20 protein-coding genes are annotated in these 21,077 nt (G+C 62.1%); 8 read left to right on the forward strand and 12 right to left on the reverse strand.

Translation table 11 applies throughout. The features are described 5' to 3' along the window. The first annotated feature begins 268 nt into the window (after window positions 1-268). Window positions 269-478 carry a ribbon-helix-helix protein, CopG family gene (locus R3F07_00710; GenBank protein MEZ5274881.1) on the forward strand — a complete coding sequence of 70 codons (210 nt, stop codon included), beginning with the start codon at window positions 269-271 and terminating at the stop codon, window positions 476-478. Continuing rightward, window positions 468-923, forward strand: a complete 456-nt coding sequence (locus R3F07_00715) for a PIN domain-containing protein (GenBank protein MEZ5274882.1) — start codon at window positions 468-470, stop codon at window positions 921-923. Before R3F07_00710 ends, R3F07_00715 begins: the two co-directional genes overlap by 11 nt. Window positions 924-1,192: 269 nt before the next feature. Here the strand turns inward: R3F07_00715 and R3F07_00720 are convergent, their stop codons facing one another. From R3F07_00720 to R3F07_00740, 5 genes are all read right to left on the reverse strand, one after another. Then, on the reverse strand, window positions 1,193-2,419 hold the full coding sequence (locus tag R3F07_00720; GenBank protein MEZ5274883.1) for a pyrophosphate--fructose-6-phosphate 1-phosphotransferase: 1,227 nt from the start codon (window positions 2,417-2,419) through the stop codon (window positions 1,193-1,195). 125 nt (window positions 2,420-2,544) lie between these two features. Further along, on the reverse strand, window positions 2,545-3,117 hold the full coding sequence (locus R3F07_00725; GenBank protein ID MEZ5274884.1) for a hypothetical protein: 573 nt from the start codon (window positions 3,115-3,117) through the stop codon (window positions 2,545-2,547). Between the two features lie 65 nt (window positions 3,118-3,182). Then, window positions 3,183-4,241 (reverse strand): lytic transglycosylase domain-containing protein, encoded by a 1,059-nt coding sequence (locus R3F07_00730; GenBank protein ID MEZ5274885.1) that lies wholly within the window; start codon window positions 4,239-4,241, stop codon window positions 3,183-3,185. After that, window positions 4,219-5,271 carry a hypothetical protein gene (locus tag R3F07_00735; GenBank protein MEZ5274886.1) on the reverse strand — a complete coding sequence of 351 codons (1,053 nt, stop codon included), beginning with the start codon at window positions 5,269-5,271 and terminating at the stop codon, window positions 4,219-4,221. The genes R3F07_00730 and R3F07_00735 overlap by 23 nt, the downstream gene beginning before the upstream one ends. Window positions 5,272-5,548: 277 nt before the next feature. After that, the gene (locus R3F07_00740) at window positions 5,549-6,919 is read right to left on the reverse strand and encodes a glycosyl hydrolase (GenBank protein ID MEZ5274887.1); all 1,371 of its coding nucleotides are present in this window, start codon (window positions 6,917-6,919) and stop codon (window positions 5,549-5,551) included. A 253-nt stretch (window positions 6,920-7,172) separates the two neighbouring features. Between R3F07_00740 and R3F07_00745 the strand changes: the two genes are divergently transcribed. Then, complete coding sequence (locus R3F07_00745) at window positions 7,173-7,892, forward strand: GNAT family N-acetyltransferase (protein ID MEZ5274888.1); 720 nt, start codon at window positions 7,173-7,175, stop codon at window positions 7,890-7,892. Window positions 7,893-7,929: 37 nt separating this feature from the next. Here R3F07_00745 and R3F07_00750 read toward each other — a convergent pair whose 3' ends face one another. Continuing rightward, a complete protein-coding gene (locus R3F07_00750; GenBank protein MEZ5274889.1) occupies window positions 7,930-9,834 on the reverse strand; it encodes a glycerophosphodiester phosphodiesterase family protein in 1,905 nt (634 codons plus the stop codon). Between the two features lie 115 nt (window positions 9,835-9,949). Between R3F07_00750 and R3F07_00755 the strand changes: the two genes are divergently transcribed. Next, window positions 9,950-12,058 (forward strand): hypothetical protein, encoded by a 2,109-nt coding sequence (locus R3F07_00755; GenBank protein MEZ5274890.1) that lies wholly within the window; start codon window positions 9,950-9,952, stop codon window positions 12,056-12,058. Between the two features lie 7 nt (window positions 12,059-12,065). Here the strand turns inward: R3F07_00755 and R3F07_00760 are convergent, their stop codons facing one another. Both R3F07_00760 and R3F07_00765 read right to left on the reverse strand, forming a co-directional pair. Continuing rightward, on the reverse strand, window positions 12,066-12,908 hold the full coding sequence (locus tag R3F07_00760) for a phytanoyl-CoA dioxygenase family protein (protein ID MEZ5274891.1): 843 nt from the start codon (window positions 12,906-12,908) through the stop codon (window positions 12,066-12,068). Between the two features lie 63 nt (window positions 12,909-12,971). Then, window positions 12,972-14,774, reverse strand: a complete 1,803-nt coding sequence (locus R3F07_00765; protein MEZ5274892.1) for an ATP-binding cassette domain-containing protein — start codon at window positions 14,772-14,774, stop codon at window positions 12,972-12,974. A gap of 267 nt (window positions 14,775-15,041) precedes the next feature. On the opposite strand from R3F07_00765, the gene R3F07_00770 reads away from it, so the two are divergent. Next, the gene (locus R3F07_00770; protein ID MEZ5274893.1) at window positions 15,042-15,488 is read left to right on the forward strand and encodes a DUF5069 domain-containing protein; all 447 of its coding nucleotides are present in this window, start codon (window positions 15,042-15,044) and stop codon (window positions 15,486-15,488) included. Window positions 15,489-15,515: 27 nt separating this feature from the next. On the opposite strand, the gene R3F07_00775 is transcribed toward R3F07_00770, so the two are convergent. Genes R3F07_00775 through R3F07_00785 form a run of 3 tightly spaced genes read right to left on the reverse strand, consistent with a single transcriptional unit; the run spans window position 15,516 to window position 17,466 of the window. Next, a complete protein-coding gene (locus R3F07_00775; protein MEZ5274894.1) occupies window positions 15,516-15,980 on the reverse strand; it encodes a GNAT family acetyltransferase in 465 nt (154 codons plus the stop codon). Further along, window positions 15,977-16,771, reverse strand: coding sequence for an exodeoxyribonuclease III (locus tag R3F07_00780; protein ID MEZ5274895.1), 795 nt, complete (start codon window positions 16,769-16,771; stop codon window positions 15,977-15,979). The genes R3F07_00775 and R3F07_00780 overlap by 4 nt, the downstream gene beginning before the upstream one ends. A gap of 17 nt (window positions 16,772-16,788) precedes the next feature. Beyond that, window positions 16,789-17,466 carry a VTT domain-containing protein gene (locus tag R3F07_00785; protein MEZ5274896.1) on the reverse strand — a complete coding sequence of 226 codons (678 nt, stop codon included), beginning with the start codon at window positions 17,464-17,466 and terminating at the stop codon, window positions 16,789-16,791. Window positions 17,467-17,597: 131 nt separating this feature from the next. On the opposite strand from R3F07_00785, the gene R3F07_00790 reads away from it, so the two are divergent. Then, a complete protein-coding gene (locus R3F07_00790) occupies window positions 17,598-19,088 on the forward strand; it encodes a PLP-dependent transferase (GenBank protein ID MEZ5274897.1) in 1,491 nt (496 codons plus the stop codon). An 8-nt stretch (window positions 19,089-19,096) separates the two neighbouring features. Here R3F07_00790 and R3F07_00795 read toward each other — a convergent pair whose 3' ends face one another. Next, complete coding sequence (locus R3F07_00795) at window positions 19,097-19,765, reverse strand: hypothetical protein (GenBank protein ID MEZ5274898.1); 669 nt, start codon at window positions 19,763-19,765, stop codon at window positions 19,097-19,099. Window positions 19,766-19,942: 177 nt separating this feature from the next. On the opposite strand from R3F07_00795, the gene R3F07_00800 reads away from it, so the two are divergent. Together R3F07_00800 and R3F07_00805 are read left to right on the forward strand one after the other, a co-directional pair. After that, a complete protein-coding gene (locus R3F07_00800) occupies window positions 19,943-20,179 on the forward strand; it encodes a hypothetical protein (GenBank protein ID MEZ5274899.1) in 237 nt (78 codons plus the stop codon). Between the two features lie 153 nt (window positions 20,180-20,332). Further along, window positions 20,333-21,055, forward strand: a complete 723-nt coding sequence (locus R3F07_00805) for a hypothetical protein (protein MEZ5274900.1) — start codon at window positions 20,333-20,335, stop codon at window positions 21,053-21,055. Window positions 21,056-21,077 lie beyond the last annotated feature (22 nt).

Raw genomic sequence — 21,077 nt, forward strand, 5'->3', positions numbered from 1 at the left:
ATCCAAAACCGGACTTGCCGTCCCCGTTTTGACCCTACTTCATGACCCCACCTTCGAACGTCCGGCTCCGGAAACGCCGGCGGAGCAGGGATCGGCCCTGGCGTCGTGGTGCTTCCTTCGACCGTTTGCTGATGGTGCTCGGCTGCACGGTATTGATGGGATCCGGGTGATCTCGAACTCGATGCTCAACCGGCACCCCCCTGCCCCGGTTCGAACCGGTGTCGACACGACCGATTGACAAACCATCCAATTCTGCTACCTTCATGTTATGAAATCCCATATCAGTGCTACTCTGGACAGAAAACTCCTCGAAGACCTGAATCGTTTCGGGAAGCAGGAACGTCGCTCCCGGAGCCAGATCATCGAAATGGCGCTGGATGAGTTCTTGCGAAAGCGAAGCGCCGCAGACGACGCGATCGTCACCTCCGGTGGGCGCTTTGAGGGCGATTTCAGCAGGGAGGACACGTATGCGCGTTGAGGAACTGTCCGGCCGCCTCCTCGTGGACACGAACGTGCTCATCTACGCCACCCTCAGGGGCGACCCACGGCACGACCAGGCACGGGAGGTTCTGGCCCAGCGCCACCGCCCCGGAGTGGAGATGTTCGTTTCCGTGCAGAATCTGGCCGAGATGTATCCGAACCTCACCGGCCCGAAAAACCAGCCCCCGGACAGCCCGACCCTCGCACGCGACAAGATCGTTTCCCTGTCCCGGCTTCGTGGCCTGACCGTTCTTCCCCTTACCCTGGAGAGCGTGCATGACGCGCTCGACCTCTGTGTGAAAGGAAGCGCGACCAGGCAGAGCTATTTCGACCGCCAGCTGGCCGCCCTGATGCTGCGCGAGGCAATCCCGGTTATTCTTACTGAAAACGTGAAGGATTTCCTTTCCATCGATGGACTCACCCCCATCAACCCGTTTGCGTAAGTCGCCGGCTCTTCAATCAACAATTTCATCGACTCCCGGCGACCAATGGACCTCGCGATGGCGATTCGCAATTGTCGTTGACCATCCCCATGCAGGGACCCGTTCGACGGGTGTTCATCTTGAACAGTAAACAAAACGTAGCATGGACGGGTTTGTTCCGGGATCAAAAACCAAACGTAGCCTCCTACGGTTTGTTCTGTGGACCTTTGGCGCGGGGGCCGGATGTCCGGCCTACCCACCGGCGGGCGGGATCCGCGAATCGAACGGGATCAGTGCCCGGTCGCAACCCGGGCACCCTTGGGCTGGCCGATGTCCTGGAGCAATTCACCGAACCAGGGCAGGTCGATGTCGAAGGGTTTGCCGCCCTTGATCCGCTCGAACTCGATCGCCCGGAGGACATTATTGCGATCCTCGTCGTGGCCGATGACTCCGCCCTCATGCCGGAAAGCGCATTCGACGGCCAGATCGGTGCAGCTCTTGATCAGGCGGAGGTCGTCGGCATTGGCCGGAGCCGCCCGCGAATAATAGCCGCTCTTCTGAATGAGGGTCTTCTCGGCGCCGAGCATGTCGGCGAACTGCTTGCCGAACCAGGCACCTGGATTGACCGCGTCCAGCTTGACGTGACCAAAGGCATCGCGGGGCACTTCCTTGCCCGAAGCCTCCATTTCCTTGACGATATCGGCCACCCCGGCGCCTTCACTGATGAAGATGTTCACGTTGTCGGCCTCGTCCATGACCTTCCGCAGGCGTTCGGCCTCCGCTTCGATATCGATGCTCATTTCCGGGATGTAGATCCCATGCACATCAAGACGCAGGCGGGAGAGTCCGATGGCAGGTGCCATTTCCCGGGCACCCTGCATCTTCCGGTAGGCGGCGGCGGTGGCCGCGGTCAACCAACCGCAGGAGCGGCCCATGACCTCGTGCACAATGAGCATGCGGGGATTGGCGTTGTGCTCCGCCACCACGTTCTGGAAGTAGCGGGCCCCCTCCTCCGCCGCGGTCCAGGCGCCGAGGCTCTGGCGAATGGGAATGACGTCGTTGTCGATCGTCTTGGGCAGGCCGATGACGGTCAGGTCGTAATTGTTGTTCCTGAGGAAGGCCGCCAGGTCGGCCGCCGCGGTGTTGGTGTCGTCTCCGCCAATTGTATGCAGAATATCGATACCATCCTTGACCAGCTGGTCGGCCGCCACCTTCTGGGGGTCCTGGCCCTCCGTGATCAGACCGCGCTTCAGGCAGTCCTTCACATTGGTCAGTTTGACCCGGCTGTTGCCGATCGGGCTGCCTCCGAACTGGTGGAGGATCGCCGCCTTCCCGCGGATCTCCGGGGTGACCGAAATACTGTCGCCCAGCAGGAGGCCCTTGTAGCCGCTGCGGTAGCAGAGGATTTCGACCTCGGGCGCGATTTCCGTGTAACGCTCGATCAAACCGCCGACGGCGGAGGACAGACAGGGGGCGAGACCGCCCGCGGTGAGGATGCCGACTTTCTTAACACTCATGGTAGATCAAAGGTGGATTCCGGATCGGTGCCTGAAGCACCGGTCCGGGAAGCTAGAAAGACCTCTGAGCGAGGTCCATCCCGAATCCGCAAATCCGTGGAATTCCCGAACCGGCAGACCCCTGTTCAATTACGTGAGTGCAGGTCGGGATCTCCCCTGAAGGTGCTCCCCTTCCTCTTCTTCTCCTGTTCCTCAAGGTAGACCTGCCGGTCGTAGAACTCTTCATAGAAGATCTCGGCTGATCGGCCGATCTCCTCGATCATCGAATCGGTGGCCCCTTCGAACCAGACATCGAAATCGGCGAAAAGCGACTGCGACTCATCCGGGTTGAAATAGGCGGCAAACGGTCGCTCGCCGAGACCGACGACGGCGGAAAAGACACTGCTCCGGTTGCTGACCACCAGGCAGGGGGGAAACGGCACCTGCGACTCACGGTACTCGGCGTGGCGTCCGGTCCCGGGTTCTCCGATCCCCTCCAGAGTCAGAAACGTCTCGGCCGCCTCGAGGAACCGGCTCAACTCCTGATCGGAAAAGTCGACCGGCAGTGCCCCGCCCATCCCCCAAAGCAGGATGGGACCCTCACGGTCCGCCTCGATCCGGAAGACGGCGAAGGGTTCGTGGAAATGTACGAGGTACTCCGTGTAGTCATCCGGCCAGTATACTCCCAGACCGAACTTCTGAGGCTCCTTGGCTGCCATGGCCGGGACTCAAGAGGCCGCCGGGAGAGATGGAAAGCGAATTCCGCCGGGGTAAACGGCGGCACTCATTGCGGCTTGCCCGGAGGGGGCAGTTGAAGGGGGTCAATGCCCTCGCGGACCATGACGGTGGCAAACACCTTGGGGACATACATCTGGGTCTCGGTCGGGAGGTGATCGACGATACCCTCGTAGCTCGTCGTCTTGTGTTTCCTGAGAAGCCGACCGACCCGTCCCTCGCCTGCATTATAGGCCGCCACCGCCAGCGGCCAGGAGCCAAGCTGTCGATGGAGGATCCCCAGGTACCGGGCGGCAGCCCGCGCACTTCGCTCGGGGTCCGTCCTCTGATCGGGCCGCGAGGTCTTCATGCCGAATCGCTCCGCCGTCGCCGGCATGAACTGGAAGAGGCCGAGGGCGCCCACCGGACTCTTCGCCTTCGGGTTGAAGGACGACTCGACTTCGGCCAACCAGACCCACTCCGGAGGTATGCCTTCACTCGCGAAAATCGGTTTGAGTCGCGGCACCAGCAGGGTGGCATTCTTCGGCACGGGCCGGGCCTCAATCCTGGACTTCCAGTTTGCGAAGGTCCGGGCTGTCCGGACCGCTTCGCGATCCTGCGGAGCGGCCACCGGCGGGGCAGTCCGGGGCGGCGTGACCAATCCGGGCCCGGCCGGACCCTGGCGGACCGGCGCCGATTCTCCGAGCACGTAGTAGAGGGCACCCTCCGCCATCTCCAGATAGTCGAGCCTCTCTGCGAGCCAGTCCGCGTAATCCTCGCCGCCGGGAATCGTTCGCAGCCACTCAAGGGCCTGTTCCGCTTCGGGCCGAATCCAGGCCCAATCCGCGAGGGAATCCGATTGCAGGGTGGATTCGATCTGGTGCCAGAAGAGGTCCCATTCCTCCTTCGTCGGGAAGCGCACGGATTCCTTCAGGGCCGGCGGTGCATAATCATCAAAGAGTTGCTGGCCGGTCTCGAACCAGGCATCGAGATCGACCGATCCCTCATCCGATCCGGGTTGGGCGAAGGCACAAAGGGGCAGGCCGACGAGGATCAGAGCCCTCAGGAGCCGTCTGCCGGCCATCGACGGGGGCACCACCGGCCCCTCAGGATCCGTTGGCCTCATCATAACCCCGCAGGTAGAGGTCACTCGCCAATCGGTGCATTGCCTCGAGGGTCTCCGGATTGATCTTCTTCCATCCCTGTCCCTTCAGAGTGATGCGGATCTCCAGCCCGTCGGCCTGTCCGCCGTCGGTCTGGTCGGAGGCGAAACTCTCCAGGGAATCGACCCACCCGAAAAACTCCGTCAATTGCCGACGATCGAGCCAGGTGTGCGCCAGTCGGCGTTCGCTTCCTCCGCGACAATCACTGATGATGACTTCGCCGCCGGCATTGATCGCGACAATATCACAGAAGCCGGCAATCCCGCCGGTCCGTTCCCAGGAAAGAACGGTCGCCGGAGTTTCGGGATCCCCTTCAAACGACACGGACCGACTGTAGGCACGCACAAACTCGGCGATCATCCGCTGCTCCACCTCCACGGCCACCTCCGTGCCGTTTCCCCGGAAATCGATTTCGCCTGCCTCGGTCGCCGCCCGAAACGGAGCGAACCGGGCGACCAGCTCACCGATGCCCCACTCACGATCAGCGGAACGATCTCGCACGGTCAGCTTCGGGCAACCCCTCAGGCCAACCGCCAGGCCGCGGCTGCCGATGGTTGAGGTGGCAAAACTCGATTGGGTGTCTTTCCAGATGGCCAGGGTGGTCCCGATGTCGGGCAGAGGTGCCGCCACCAGGCGAATCCGTTTCAGGCTTTCATCCGTGCGAAAACTGAAGCGCTGCCCTTCCGCCTCAAGAGTGACCGCATAGCCCGGGGTCAGCACCTGTGCGCAAATCTCACCCTCGGCCGGAAAGCCAAGGCAGGCGTCGGGCCAGACCGAATCCGCCGCCTCGACCACGCTGACATCGCTTTCCCTGAGCCCGAGTTGACCGCTCAGGATAAGCGCCAGGTCCTCTGCCGCCTGTTCCACAGGACTCAACGCTTCCGGAAGCTCCAACACCTCAACCGGTGCTTCCTCGACGACCTCCGGCTCGGGAACCGGCGCCACAACGGGTTTCTCGATTGTCTCGACCGGCGACCGCGGGGGCGGATTCGGCACCGCGACCACCGGTTCCGGCTGAGGTGTCGTGGTACAACCCGCGAAAACCCCAGCGAACAGTATCGCTGCGATTGACAGGAAGACCGGGACACCCTTGCGGGGTTCCCAGGAGAGCAGAAGGGTAAATCGGAACATGGCTGGGGCGAGCCGGCCGCAGGCGGGTCACGACTCCAGCCGGTCAAAAGAACCGGCAGTCTGATCGATAACCCGCGGCTCGACTCAGGTCAAGCGGAGGGAGACATCCCGGAGGCTTTTCAGGCGGCCCGAGAGACCTCGATCAGAAGAAAGTCAGATACTCCTTCTCTTCCGCCATCCGCTTGATTATCAGGGCCAGCTCCATCGCGTGGTAGTCACCCCACATCGACGACTCGCCGCAGGGTACCTTCCGGCCCTTCGGCTGGTAATCCCATCCATTCGGCCGGTGATAGATTGAATGCAGGATCAGTCCCTGGTGCCTCGGGTCGGTCGAGAGATAGGGCTCGTCAAAAAGAGTGTCGGCCACGGTCAGGCCGGCGTTGAGATAATGAGTTCCCCGGGCGTCCCCCTTGCCGGTCAGGTAATTCCCCAGGCGGATCAATCCCTGAGCCGCGATGGCCGAGGCCGAGCTGTCGACCGGCTCCCAGGCATTGTAGGGGTCCGCCTTCTTTTTCCTGTAATCGCCCAGTCGGTGCAGATTGGGGGCCCCATCATCCCAATAAGGGATCCCGTCCAATGCCGTGTAGCCGTCGATGAAATGGTCCGCCGCCGCAATGGCCGTGCGCAGAAAGAGTTTTTCCACCGCGGCTTTTCCGCCGACTTCCTTGAGTTCGGCCGCCTTGATGGTCTGAAGGAATTCCAACTGTTCCGGATAGCCGGTGATGATCCAGGCCGCACCCCGGGTCCACGTGCTGAAAGGTGTGTAGCCCTGTTGCGTGCTCGGGCAACGGTAACGCCCGTCATTGCGATTGAAGATCGACTCATGAACGACCCGGCCAGAGACATCGTAGGCATCCCGTCCCTCGCCAAAATAGACATTGAACCGGCTGGTGGTCCGGGCGTGCTCGACCGCCCGGTGCAGCAGGTTGATCGGCCTGTCGCCTTCACCCATCAGGGCATGGCCCAGTTGATGGGCCAGGACCAGCGCCCGCATCGAGCGGATGGTGTCCGAGAACAGGGAATGGGGACCGTTGAAGGAGTAGACATAGCCGGTGCCGTAAGCCGTCGTCGACCAGCGGGAGGCCTGCACCGCCCCGGAGACCTTCAGGGCCAGCTCGTAGAAATTGAGTTCCTCCTGGTTGAAGGGCAGACGACCCTCCAGCATCAGCCGCCGCAGGTTCCCATAGGTCGAAACGTTGTTGAACCCGTGGTCGTGAACCCCGATATGGGATACATGGGAGGCCATGTGCCCCACCGTGCCCGCCCGCCCGATCTTCAGTGCGGCCTCGTCACCGGTGGCATCAAACTGGAGTATCGCACAACCGAACTGGAAGCCCTGCGTCCATTCCGTCCACCCCTGCGAGGTGTATCGCCCCCGAACCGTGAAAACCGGGGTTCCTTTCGATGGATCCCAGGTTTTCTGGATCAGACGGATCTTCTCCGCCGAGAGATCGAACAGGCGATCGATCTTGCGGGACAGCTTCTTGGGTTTCAGACCGGCTTTGATTCTCATGAGTCGTTCAGGAAAATCCGTCCGCAAGGGTTTGTCCACCCAGAACCCGATGGAGAGGCCGGGCTCAAGACCGCCCCTTGCGCGGTCGAAATAGAAGGCTGAACATGAATCTGCAGACGTGCGACGACGACTCCCCGGTTCCTCTCGAATCCAGTCCTCCCCAGAAACACGACTGAACGAGATGTATCCGGTTTATTCTGAATTCTACCCTCGCATCGAGCGGTTTTTCACTCCGGATCAACCTGGCCATCCCATGGCCCGATCGGTTCTGGAGAACCGGTGCCCGGGGACCGCCTGGGTCGATCATCCCCACCAGCCCACCACCGCCCTCGTGGCGCTTGATCACCGGTTTCTGATCGCCGGCCGGGACATGACCTCCGGCTTTCTCACCTCGGTGGTCGAACGCCTCCGCCGGGAAAACCGGCTTCACCTCGTGTGGTCCGACACCCTCCGGCGCCGCCTGAAGCCACCGCCGTCGCGGTCCCTCGAAATCGAACGAAGGGAACTCCGGGATCGCGATCGGACCATCCCGTTCGCGCCGCCCGCAGACAACGAAGTTCGGGTCTGCAAGATCACCGCGGACCTCGCCCCTCACTGTCAATGGACCCACGAAATGGAACGCATTTTCGGGGGACTCCGCCGATTCTTCGTGCACGGCCTCGGATTCTGCCTGATCCGCGGCGAGTCGATCCTGGCCGAAGCCTATGCCGCATTCTGGGGCGACAGCCAGGTTGAGATCGCCGTTGTCACCGACCAGCGATACCGGCGCCAGGGTCACGGCCTGCGGGTCTGCAGGGAACTGATCGAAGCCTGTGAAGCCATGGGATTCGAAACCTACTGGAGCTGCGACAACCGCAATCAGGGGTCAATCCGGCTGGCCCAGCGTCTGGGTTACCGATCCTCCAGGAGCTATCGGCTGCTTGAATACCCCGCCATCCAACGGAGCGCGCCGCCGGTGGCGACCTTCCGATGACCGAGTGGTCCCCAAACCTTCCGGCTCCCCTTCGCTCTCACAAATCGGCGGTCGAGAATGTCTCGTGCGGAAGAAGCAGCCGCCGCAGCTGAAGGGCCACCTTTTCCGAATCTGCCAATTCTTCCCAGCTGTCGAGAAGCCTTCGCATCTCGCCCGGCCGGTCTGTGATCAGGTTGTCCACACCCATCTCGATCATGCGGAGGGCCAGTCTCGGGTCGTTGACGGTCCAGACATGCACCTCGGCCCCCCTGCGGTGAATCGACCGGACCAGTCCGGCCGTCATCTGTGCCGCGTTCATGCTGAAGGCATCCGCTTGCGCCGTGTTAAGCTGTCCCAATGATCTGAATACGATATAGCCGATCCCGACCTCGGGAAATTCCGCCGCGAATGACCGCAGGGGCTCCCAGTCAAGGGACATGACCAGGCACTGGCCGGTGAAGGCTTCCGCCCGGAGGATCCGGCCCACCTTTCCGGCCAATGACGGGTCGACCCGGTTGTACTTGAGCTCGATGTTCAGGCGAAGCCGGCCCCGGCAGACGGCGATCGCCTCCTCCAGGGTCGCCACCGGCTCGCCCGCAAACTCGGGCGAAAACCGGCTGCCCACATCGAGAGTCCGCACCTCTTCGAGCGTAAGTTCGGCGACTTTGCGGGAATCGCCTCCGACCCGCATGAAGTCACCGTCGTGCTGGAGAATCACCGCTCCGTCCAGCGTCGTCTGTACGTCGATCTCGGCATAGTCCGCCCCGTCCTCGATTGCCTGCCGCAGGGCACTCAGGGTGTTTTCCGGTGCTTTCTGCGAGCTGCCACGGTGCGCGGTGATAAGCGGTGCTTTGCCGGGTTTGATCTCATCGACAAAGCCCCCGGTCCAGATGCCCGCACCGACCAGGATAATCAGGGCAAGAACCCACGCGGCTTTGCGGGCGCCCTTCGGCCTCACCCGTTCCAACCAGGCCGGAAGTGGTTTCGCCACCGGGCAATCACCATCATGAACCCGCTCCTCATAAGCCGCGAGGACAAGCAGAGCCAGACCGACCTTGTTGATGATCAGGAGGATCAAACCGATCAGCGACAGCAATCCCAGCGCGGTCAGGACGACGGCCAGCGTCCAGCCCAGGCCACCGAGCTCGGTCCCCAGAAGGGCTGAGGCCACCCAGCGAACGAGGGCGGTCAGGAAGAGGAGCAGCAGGCCGAGCAGAAGATTCCACAGGCTGATGACGAGAATTCCCGCCCAAACCGTTCCCTTCGATCGGCGCCAGCTTATGGCCAGGGCGTGCAGTGGCCGCTGACCCTCGAAGACGATCAGGGGAACGGTATGCAGCCAGCGGACAAAGAGGCCAACGGCAGCCAGCAGCCAGGGCACAGTCCAGATGGCGGCCGCGACGAGCGCCGCGTACCACTCCGACGGATGCATGGCCAGGTAGAAATTGATGTCGTGGGCGCCGAGCCAATGCGACTTGATCCATAGGCACCCGCCCAGCCAGGGCAGGAGGCCCGTCCCGTAGATCAGAACCTGGATGATCCCCAACCGTGCAAGGGCCGGAAGGTGGACCAGGCTCTGCCAGACACTGGCCTCTGCCGCATCGGCCGCTTCCTGTGAGAAGCGCCTGATGATCACGAGCAGGCCTGCATATTCCGTGTACAAAAGGGTGACGGCCGATCCGGCGATCACGAGCAGGAAGATCATTCCGGGAACCGAAAGGAAGAAGGCGACCATCTCGGTGTTTCCGATCGTTGTGCCCCCGCTGGCGGCGACCAGCCGGTTGGTCAACCAGGTTGTGCCGGGCAGGAAGAGGGCAAGTCCCAGAATTGAGAACCAGGCCTCATAGAGAGACACCGGACCGATCAGTTGCCGACGGCGTCGGAGAATCCACTTCAGATTGGCCGTCACCTTTCCCAACGTTTCGCCAAAAACCGAAAGGGATGAGAAAAAGAAACGGCGCATGTTTTTCCGATGACGGATCCGGCTGAAAAGGGCAAGGCTTCCTCGGATCCGGAAATGCCAAGGTGGGATCCGACCATTGCTTCACCCAACCGGAATCGATTACGCTGACGATCCGATGCCCATGCTGCCGAACCTTCTCCTTGTGGCCCTGCTCGCAGCGGCACCTCTACCGGCGCCCGCCGGCCAGGTTGAGATCGTCGCCCCTCGGAGTCCCCAGATTCAACACGGAATCGGTAAGCTTGAAGCGGCCGTGACAGGCTCCGGAGCCGAATTCGGAACCGTGCAGATCGAAATCGATTCAGGACGCCTCGGACCCGAGTCATTCGAACTCGCCCGAGCACCCGGAAGTCTCTCCCTCACGATCAACGCGGGCGGTCCGACCGGAGCGATGTATGGCCTTCTCGATCTGGCTGAGAGAATCCGGGGGCACCTCTCACTGGAAACGATCGAGACCCAAACCCAGTCACCCCGCTTCCCGTTCAGGGCGATCAAGTTCAACCTGCCTTGGTTCGCCTACCGGAGCAACGACGCCATCACCCTCCACTACGACGCCTGCCGGGATCTCGGCTACTGGGAGGCGTTTCTGGACATGATGGCCGAGAACCGTTTCAACGCCCTCACCCTCTGGAATCTTCATCCCTGGCCTTACCTGGTCCGCCCGACAAATTTCCCCTATGCCAATACCTTCTCCGATGAAGAGATGGCGGAATGGCGCACCCTTTATTCCGGGATCTTTCGCCTCGCCCGGGACCGCGGTATCGAGACCTACCTGGTCAACTGGAACATCTTTGTCTCCGAGGGTTTCCGCGATCACCACGGACTTGACCGGCTCGGCAACATCTCGGTTGAGCGGGGGATCCGTCCGGAAATCGCCGAACTGGCGAGGCAATACAACCGGGAAGCCGTCACCCAGGTGCTCAATGAGTATCCCGACCTGACCGGCATAGGCCTCAGCCTGGGTGAGGCCATGGGAGGAATGACCGCTCCCGATCGCGAGCGGTGGATTCTCGACACAATCATCGCCGGGATCCGGGCTGCCGATCGGCCGACCAAACTGATCCACCGCGTGCCCTTCTCCGCCGGGCTGAGCAACGGAGGTTCCACCAGCCGGACAACGGAGGAAATCACCCGCCGAGCCCTCGAGGGGATCGAGGGGATCACCCCGCCGATCTGGGTCGAGGTGAAGTTCAACTGGTCGCACGGCCACTCCACCCCGAAACTGGTCAAGACCCACGGTGGTGAACTCAACGACACCTACTGGAATCCTGCGCCGGAGAATTACCGGATGACCTGGATGATCCGCAATGAGGACTTTTTCATGCTGCGCTGGGGTGTTCCCGAGTTCATCCGCAGCCACATCGCCCTGAACGGACAGGAATACGTCGGCGGCTACTTCGTCGGTTCCGAAACCTATATTCCGGCCGTCGACTACTTCACCCGAGATCTCGAGAAACGGCCCTGGCGTTACGCCTTCGAAAGGCAGTGGCTTTTCTACAAACTCTGGGGCCGGCTCCTTTACGACCCGTCCACTCCCGACGCGGTCTTTGAGGCGGATTTCACCCGTCGCTACGGCGACGCCGGGCCCGCTCTTTTCAGGGCAATCCGTCTCGCCAGCCGGATGCCTCTTCACCTCGCATCCTTTATCGAAATCAACAACGACAAGTCTCTCTACAGCGAGGGATTCCTCGCGCGCGATCGGGAGGACTCCTCCGAATTCCTCGACCTCGATCTGATGCTCAGAAAGGGAACCCTCGATCCCGATCTGGTCTCCCCCTCCGATTATGCCAGGGCCCTCCACGATGGTCAACCCGTGGCCGACGCCAGGACGACACCCCTAGAGCTGGCCGATCAACTGGAGGCCGAAGCGTCCGAAGCCATGGATTGGATCGCCGGGATCGAATCAGGCGGCGACGAGGCCCTTCGCCAGGAGTTGACCGACATCCGGGCCTGGTGCGGACTGGGCCGCTACTTTGCCGAAAAGCTGCGGGCGGCGGTCGAGCTCGCTTCGTATCGACTGGATGGAGACGGCACCCGTCGGACCGCGGCCCGGGATCACATCCTGAAAGCCATCGCCCACTGGGAATCGGTCATCGAGGTCACCCTCCCCGTTTATCGCATCGTACCGCTGACCCATCTCCACCAACACGAGAACAACCTGTTCCACTGGCTGACGCTCCGCGACGAAGTCCACGCCGACCTCGATCTGATCGAACGGGAGCCCTGAGCCTCGGTCAATGCCCGAGACGGCCGCGCTGCCTCCGCATCTTCATGAAGTCATGGTAGGCAACGGCGGGATCGCCGTAGTTGCGTGCCTGGTCCCCCAGATCCCGCCCGCGGGCCAGGTAGATGTGATGGACTTCCCGGGCCGACTCGCTCAACACCGACGCCGAGCTGATGTAACGCATGGTGTAGCCGCACCGGCGTTTGGCGCTCGTGTTGGCGGCACTGCCGTGCATCAGACGACCGTCATGCAGGCTGGCGTGGTTGGGTTCGAGAATGACCGGGACCTCCTCGAATGGCCTCCGGTCCGGATCCACGATTTCGGTTGAAAAAACGTTCTTGGATTCATCGACCGGTTCATAGTCGGAAAAGCCCTTGCGCCCGATGCGATGGGTCCGCGGCTTCACAAACATGCAGCCATTTTCCTCGGTTGACGGATCAATCGCCAGCCAGACGGTGACCACCTCCATCGGTTCGAGCATGCCTTTCCAGTAAAACGAATCCTCATGCCAGGGCACCTTCCGGCCGTCTCCCTTCGGCTTGCAGATGAAATGACTGGCAAACAGGGCGATGTCCGGTCCCAGGATCGGCTCCACCAGATCGAGGACTTCATCGGCAAAAAGCCACTCGAAGAGGGCCGGATCGGTGAAATGCGGCACGTCCATCGCTTCCGGGCGCACCCCCGCGGGAAGGGCCGCCAGCTTCGCCTCAAAATGGTCTTTCAGCTTCCCGAACTTTTCGTCCGGGAAGATCTTCGAGGGATAGACGAGGTATCCCTCGTCCATGTACTGATCCACCTGCGCCCGGTTGAGGCGGTGGTGGGGTTGGATTTCGTATTGGGCCAATGAAGTCATGGGGCAATCGGAGAAGCCGCCCACTTTGCCCGTTTGGCCGCCGACGTCAATTCCCGGCCAACACTAACCCGGGTTCTCTTCCGCCTTGGCCTCGAGCTCCTCCCAGCGCTCAAGGGCGGTGTGAAGTTCGGCCTCGATGGCCTCCAGACGGGCCTTCAATGACGGAACGGCTTCCGGCTCATCCTGGTAAAGGAGCGGATCCCCCAGCCGGACCGTCCCTTCCCGCTGTTCCCGTTCGAGCGCCTCAATTCTGGAGGGTAGGGCTTCAAGTTCGCGCTTTTCCAGGTTGGTCAGACGGCGCGCCTTCGACGGTGCAGGCGTCCGGGCCGGCTTCGGCTCCGCCTTCTTCGCGGGCACCGCCACGGCCGGTCGCTGGCGGACCCAATCCGCGTAGCCACCGACATACTCCCCAATGCGTCGATCCCCTTCGAAGACCAGGGTGCTCGTGACCACGCTGTCGAGGAAATCACGATCATGACTGACCAGCAGAACGGTCCCCTGGTATTCGACGAGAAGGTCCTCCAGCAGGTCCAGCGTCTCCAGGTCGAGATCATTCGTCGGCTCATCGAGAACAAGCACGTTGGCCGGCTTGGTGAAGAGACGGGCCAGCAGGAGCCGGTTTCTCTCTCCGCCCGAAAGGGCACCGGCCGGAGAACGGGCCCGGTCGGGAGTAAAAAGGAAGTCCCGCAGATAACTCATGATATGCTGGGTCTTCCCTGCGATCGTAACCGTGGTGGCCCCATCGGCAATATTGTCCACCACCGTCATCGAGTCATCGATCTGATCCCGCATCTGATCGAAATAGGCGACTTCAAGCCTGGTCCCGTGCTCGATCGTCCCGGCAGTCGGCTGCAGGCGGTCGAGGAGGAGCTTGATCAGGGTCGTCTTGCCCGAACCGTTGGGACCGATCAGGCCGATCTTGTCGCCGCGGGTGATCAGAGTGTTGAATCCCCGGATGACCTCGGTGCCGTCAGGGTAGGCGAAGGAAACATCCTTGGCCACGACGACCTTGACCCCGGTCTTCTCACCTTCGTCGAGTCGGAGGTTGACGATCCCGGAACGGACCCTTCGGGCTTCGCGCTCCCGCCGCATCGCCATCAGGGCACGAACCCGGCCTTCATTGCGGGTCCGCCGGGCCAGGGTTCCCTTGCGGATCCAGGCTTCCTCCTCGGCCAGCTTCTTGTCGAAGACAGCGTTTTGACGGGACTCGGCGGCCAGAACCGACTCCTTTCGCTCCAGGTAAGTGTCGTAGTCGCAAGCCCAGTTGGAGACCCGGCCCCGATCCAACTCAACAATGCGGGTTGCCAGGCGTCGGAGGAAACTCCGGTCATGGGTGACAAAAATCAGGGTGATCCGCTCGGTCAGGAGGAAATCCTCCAGCCAGAGAATGGCCTCGATATCGAGATGATTGGTCGGTTCGTCGAGGAGGAGCAGATCCGGTTGGGCCGCCAGGGCACGGGCCAGCAGGACCCGCCGCTTCAGTCCACCGGAAAGCGAGGCAAAGGGCGTCAGCGGCGGTAGTTGCATGCGCTCAAGCAATCGATCCAGGCGGATATCCCGCTCCCAGGATTCCTCGTGGAGATGGGAGGGCTCAGGCGCGGTGGCAACCACTTCGTGCACCGTGCCGTCGACACCCGGGGGTATATCCTGAGTGAGAAGTGCGGCCCGCGTTCCGGGGTGGCGGTAGATATCGCCTCCATCTGGTCCGATCTCCCCCGCAATAACCTTCATGAGCGAAGACTTTCCGGTCCCGTTGCGACCGAGCAGGCAGATCCGTTCCCCCTCGTCAATCTGCAGGTTGACCCCGGCAAACAGAGGGGGCCCGCCAAAGGCGAGATGGACATCGTTGAGACCGAGGAGGGGCATGGAGCCCGCCAAGATGGCAAAAACCCGATGCGGAGCAAGGTCGCATGAGTCCTTGCCTGAGACTGTGCGAACGGACCCCGGCTGCCGCGGCCACGACCGGAGCCCGGAGATGGGCAATCGTATCGCTTCGAAGAAATTATCCCGGCGACGGCTTGCCGGTTGCCTCCAACTCTGTCTGCCTGTCCGGAACCCGCTGCCCGCGCGCGCCGCAAACGTGGGCAGCTCACCCAAACTGCGGTTCAACCCCAAATCCAACTCCTCCCTGCCATGAGTGCCAAAATAATCCCAATGATTCCATGCAGTGTCGCCGGACCGATCGGCGTCAAACATCTCCCCCGCCTCTGGCTCAAGGTCTCGCTCGAAGCCACCGGAAAACTGCATCCCGATTATCCCGGCATCGGACAAGGCTTCGATATGATGGTGATCAGCGGACTTGGTCTGACCGCGGACGCCGTCCGTTCATTCATCGCCGCGAAGCGCCCGACCTACGCGGCTTTCGAAGCCTGGGTCAAGGCCCAGCCGGGAGTGAAGCTCGACCGGGCCTCGGTCTACCAGCTGAACCAGTCCATCATGGGCTACCACCACGACGACGAAACCCGCCAAGCGATCCTCAAAGCCGCGGGCTATCCCGACAATGGCTCCGTGTCCGGCAGTGCGGTGGAATTGAACGCGCTCGACGACTGGGCCGCCTTTCATGCCTCGGAGTTGAAATAGACCCGGCCCGGGCCCGAAACGGGTTCTTCAGAGCCCGTCAGGTTCCTGATCCCGCTCGAGGCGCAGACCGAGGCTGACCACGTCATCCTCATGAAATCCCAGACTCCGGTAGAACGCGACGACCTGCCGGTTGCCTGATCGCACCTGGAGATTGATCTTCGGACATCCCGCATTCCGAAGCAGTCCGGTGGCCACCTCCATCAATCGCCGCGCCAGACCACGATGCCGCAAGGTAGGGGAGACCGCCAAGTAGTTGATCCACCCCCGGTGGCCCTCATAGCCGGCCATGCAGGAGCCGACGATCCGTCCGTCAAGCAGCCCGACCAGAAACCATTCGGGGTTCACTTTGAGCTTCCGGGCGATATCCCGGCGCGGATCATTGTGGGGGACCACCAGGCCGCAATCCACCCAAAGCGCCACGACCGCTTCCTCCTCTCCGGGGGAAAAGGGCCGGATGACCCACCGGTCCGGTTCGTTCGCCCCCCGGGTCACAAATCGATCTCCAGTCCGACCGGGCAATGATCGGAACCCATGACGTGCGGCAGGATCCAGGAGCGGTCCACCTTTTGTATTAGACTTTTGGATACGCACCAGTAGTCGATCCGCCACCCGATGTTCTTTTCGCGCGCCCCCGCCCGGTAGGTCCACCAGCTGTAGTGGCCGCCGGAAGTTTCCTGCGCACGAAAGGTGTCGACAAAGCCGGCCTTGAGCAACGCGTCGAAACCCGCCCGCTCCTCGTCGGTGAACCCGCTGTTCCCGCGGTTTTCCTTCGGCCGGGCCAGGTCGATTTCCCGATGAGCCACATTGAGGTCACCACAGAAGACGACCGGTTTGCTCGCTTCAAGCCGTAGCAGGTATTCACGGAAGAGCCGGTCCCAGGTCTGGCGGTAGTCGAGCCGGGTCAACTCGCGCTGGGAGTTCGGGGTATAGCAATTGACGAGGAAGAAATCCGCAAATTCCGCGGTCATCACCCGCCCCTCGCGGTCGTGTTCCGGTTCGCCCATCCCCAGGGTGACCGCCAACGGCTCCCTTCGCGTCAAGATGGCCGTCCCGGCGTAGCCGGCGCGATCCGCCGGGTTCCAATACTGCCGATACCCGGCCGGCAGGAAAAGTGAGTCGACCTGGTCGGGGCGCGCCTTGACTTCCTGAAGACAGAGCACATCCGGCGCTTCGGCGGCCAGGGAATCCAGGAATCCCTTCTTGAGGACGGCCCGGATCCCGTTGACGTTCCAGGAAAGCAGGCGAAGGCGCTCCACCCGGCCTTTGGCTGTCTTGCGTTTCATCGGATCGGAATCGGTCTTCAGGCCGGCCCGCCTCGGCGGGCCAGGAAACGCCGGACCCATTGGACAATGATCGTCACGAGAACCACGATGACGACGGCGATGAGGGCCCGCCCCAGGCTTGAACTGTAGAAGGCGCTGCCCAGGACAATGAACCCGGTCGCAATCAAGACCTGGGTGCTCCAGGAAATGAGAAAATAGGTGGTGAAGGGAACCTCGATCAACCCGAGAAGATAGCTCTGGAGGAAAAACGGAGGACCCGGCATCAACCGCAGGAACAGGGTGAGGCGGACATGGTCGGTCGCCGCGACGGCGGGGATTTTGTAACGGGTCCGCCGGAGGAGTCGTTCGATCAGGCCGCGAAACCATTTGCGGGCCATCCAATAGGTGAAGGTGATGTTGACGGCCAGGCCCAGGGCGGTCCCGGTCACGCTGATCGAAAGGGGAAAGACCGCTCCAGCCGCCAGATAGAAGGCACTGACCGGCAATCCGACCGCCGGAAGAAAAGCCAGAGCGGTGAAAAACGGAACCGGTCCCTGTTCACGAACCAGAGCGGTCACGTGTCGGGCCCAGTCCCCGAGAGCCGCCCGGTATTGAAAGGCAAGCCAGGACGCCACCGCCAGCACGGCCAACAGGATCAGGACTGCCGTCAACCGGACCGGGGTTACCAGCGACTTCCTTTCGGTTTCATTCTCCACCTGAACCGAAGCGAGTCGGCAACCGGGGCCGGCGTCAAGAGCGATGGTCCGGCCTGCGCTTTCAGTTGCTGGAATCCCCTCAGACAGACCACGCTTGCCGGTGGCAGACGAATCTGCTCCCGTTTGCAGCGATGCGCCTCGTCCCACGTCCGCTGGGGGAACGGATTCCCAACAAACTGCACGCCGTTTCCTGCAGTCTTCCCACCATGGGTGACGTTGTCGGTTACGAGACCAAGCAGCCCGAGATCATCGCGCAGATCTGTTCCGGCTACCCCCGTTTCGTCGTTCATGACCTCATCCGCGAAACGACCAATCTCTGGCGAAAACGCCTTGGACTCGATTCCGAGGCGTTCTGGCTGACCGCCTCAAGACAGGTCGCCGGGGAATTGGTCGCCTGGCTGACTCCCGCCGAAGCCCGGGTGATCGACCACGACGGGATCTGGGGTGTCGCCCATCCCGGCGAGGTCTCCCTCATTCTGAAAGCCCGCCAGTTCCTCCAGCACACCGGAGGTTTTCTTTCATCCCGCCAGGCCGAGGATCACCTCGTCGCTGCCGGGATGATCAACCGGACACACGAAGACGCCATCGATGAGGATCCGGATTCCCGGATCCGCCGGAGTCTGGCCCGCGAATTCCATCATTCTGATGCCGATACGATCGTGTTGACCAATAGCGGCATGAATGCGGTTCATCGCGCGTTTCACGCCGCTTCCGCCCGGCAGCGGGCCCGGGGCCGCACCGTCTGGATCCAGTTGGGCTGGCTCTATCTTGATACCATGGCATTGATGGAGAAGCTGGGGAACGGGCCCGCAGAACACCGGGTGATCCTCAGAGTCGACGATCTGGCGGCATTGCGGGAGGTCGTCCGCGAATGTGGCCCGCGCCTGGCCGGACTTGTGACCGAAGCCCCCTCCAACCCGCTCATCCAGACCCCCGCCCTGGCGGAAGTCGCGGATCTCATCCACTCGGCCGGGGGATTGATGATTGTCGATCCATCCGTTGCTTCCGCCTACAACGTCGATGTCTCACCCTATGCCGATCTGCTGGTGACCAGCCTGACCAAATACGCCGCATGGGAAGGCGATGTCATCGCCGGCGCTGTTCTGTTAGCCGAATCCTGTCCCGACCGGGAGCAATTCCTCAAGGTGCTGACGAGGGAGCGGGCGCCCCTTTACCACCGCGACGCGGCCCGATTGGCGCACCAGGTCGACCAGGCACCTTCGGTAGTGCGCCTCATCAACGAGCAGACCCGCGAAGTTGCCCGGTTCCTGTCCTCCCACCGCTCGGTCAAACGTGTCTTCTGGGCGGAGAGCCCGGAGGAAGGCGATCGCTTCAGCCGGATACGCCGGCCGGATGGCGGACCCGGAGCTCTTCTGACCATCGATCTGGATGTCCCGCTCGAATCCTTCTACGACCGGGTGGTTCTCTCCAAGGGACCCAGCTTCGGCATCACCACCTCGCTCCTCTGCCCTTTTCTCTACCTGGCGCATTACGACCTGGTTTCCACCGAACGGGGCCGCCAATACCTTCAGGCCAATCGAATGAATCCGGAACTGATCCGGGTCTCGGTCGGCACGGAACCGTTGGATTCCATTCTGTCCGCCCTGGACGAGGCTCTCTGAAGAGCGGATCAGTTCCGGACTCCGCGGGCGGCTTTCCGGGCGATTGAGACAAGCAGGGCCAACCGACGGACGGGTCCGGCCTCGAGATGAATCGGTCGGCGTTCCAGCCGCAGACCGTCGCCTTCCACGACCAGAAGACCCCAGCCCTGTGGCGGCGCGTAGCCGGCCGCGAGCTCTTCGGTCAGGACCAGGTAGCAGAAGTCGGCGCTCCGGTAGCGCACGATCCGGTCGAATTTCGTTCCTCCGTAAAGGCGACGGCTGAGCGCTTCCGCCTCCCTCCTAACCTTATGGATCGGGCCATGCTGGAAGCCGTCCAGATCAAGAGAATCGTATTCCGGAAAGAGGGTCTCGCCGTGCCTGAGGTTGGGCAGATGCCGGGCGAGCAGGGACTCAAGTCGGCGTTGCCGGCTGAGCAGATTGGAGAGGCGTTGCCGGGTGGCCGCCTCTGCATTCGCGTCCTTGCGCAGATCCGGCCTGGCCTGTTTGCATTCAAATACCGCGGATTCACCGGGATCGGCCGATCCGGACCGGGGTCTGCGACAGGCCGCCAGATCGGCCCGAAACGGCGACCCGGGCAGACGGACTTCCTCGCCCAGAATCGCAAATCCCGCCCTTTCCGCCCAGCCGGCGGCCCGTTGTTTGAGATCCCTGTGCCGCTCAGATTCACCACCCGCCACAACCGCATCTCAGCCCGGAGGCGCCAAGGCGGCAAGACCGGATTCCCCATCCCGAACCGTTAGCGGGAACGCGCATCGCCCGACCGGCTCAAGGATCCGGAACCGCCATCGGGCGCGGTGACCCGCCGCGTCAATAGGCATTGCCATCACCTGTATTCGCTCTCACGATCTCCAACGATGAAAAAGCTTACCAAAACCTCCATCTCCCTCGTTATTGCTTTCAGCGCCTCGCTGATGCTCGCTGCTTGCGCAAAGAAGGAACCGGCCACCGCATCCGAGGCGGCTTCCGATGCGGCTGCCCAGGCAGAATCCATGGCCAACTCGGATGAAGCCAAAGCGGCCCAGGCGGCGGCCGAAAAGGCAGCAGCAGACGCCAAGAAAGCAGCGGATGATGCCGCCAAAGCCGCTCACTGATTGACCCGATCAGAACAGAGTGTGTCTAGAAAACGGATGCCCGCTCCAGTGGGCATCCGTTTTTCTTGTACCCGGAGACTCGCGAATCGAAGGCATTTCCCGCAGCACAATATGGCATTGATTTGACCCGCAACCGCAGTCAGGATGGCAGCGATGAAATCGCCAACCAGATTGCTGACCTGTTCCCTGCTTGCCTCATCCACCATGCTTTTCCTTGGTGCATGCGCCAAGAAAGAGGAGCCGACCCCACCCGCCCAGGCTGTCGAAAAAGCCGAGGAAGCCGCACCGAAAACGGAAAAGACGTCAAATGAGTCGATGACGGACTCGTTGACAAAGACGGCTTCCGCCCTCACCGCGTCCGACGACACCCGTAAGGCCGCCGAGGAGGCTGCCGCAAAGGCTCAGGCTGATGCCGAGGCGGCCGTTGCCGAGGCGGAGGCACAGGCCAAGGCAGCCGCCGATGAAGCCGCCGCACAGGCCAAAGCCGCCGCCGCCAAAGCAGAAGAGGATGCCAAGGCCGCTGCGGCCGAAGTCGAGGCACAGGCCGCTTCGCTGCAGGCCCAGGCAACCGAATTGCTCGCCAAGTATTCCGGCGAAATCGAGGCCATTCAGGCCAATGCATCCAAACTGGCGGACCTGATTGAGGCCAACGCCGAGGTTCTTCCCGCGGATGTGATGACAAAGTACAACGAGCTCAAGGAAATTGTCCCGGAGGTTTCCTCGATGGTCGATTCACTCAAGGACTACAAGGGCACGGACCTCGAAGGCCTCGTCTCGAAGATCCAGGCCGATACCACCAAGGCCCAGGGACTCTACGCGGATATCATGAAGATGATGCCCGAAGGACTCTCCCTCCCCTCCATCAAGATGCCCTGAACCCGGGCGCGGCCAACAATCT

Source organism: Opitutaceae bacterium, from assembly GCA_041395105.1.
Taxonomy (GTDB): domain Bacteria; phylum Verrucomicrobiota; class Verrucomicrobiia; order Opitutales; family Opitutaceae; genus B12-G4.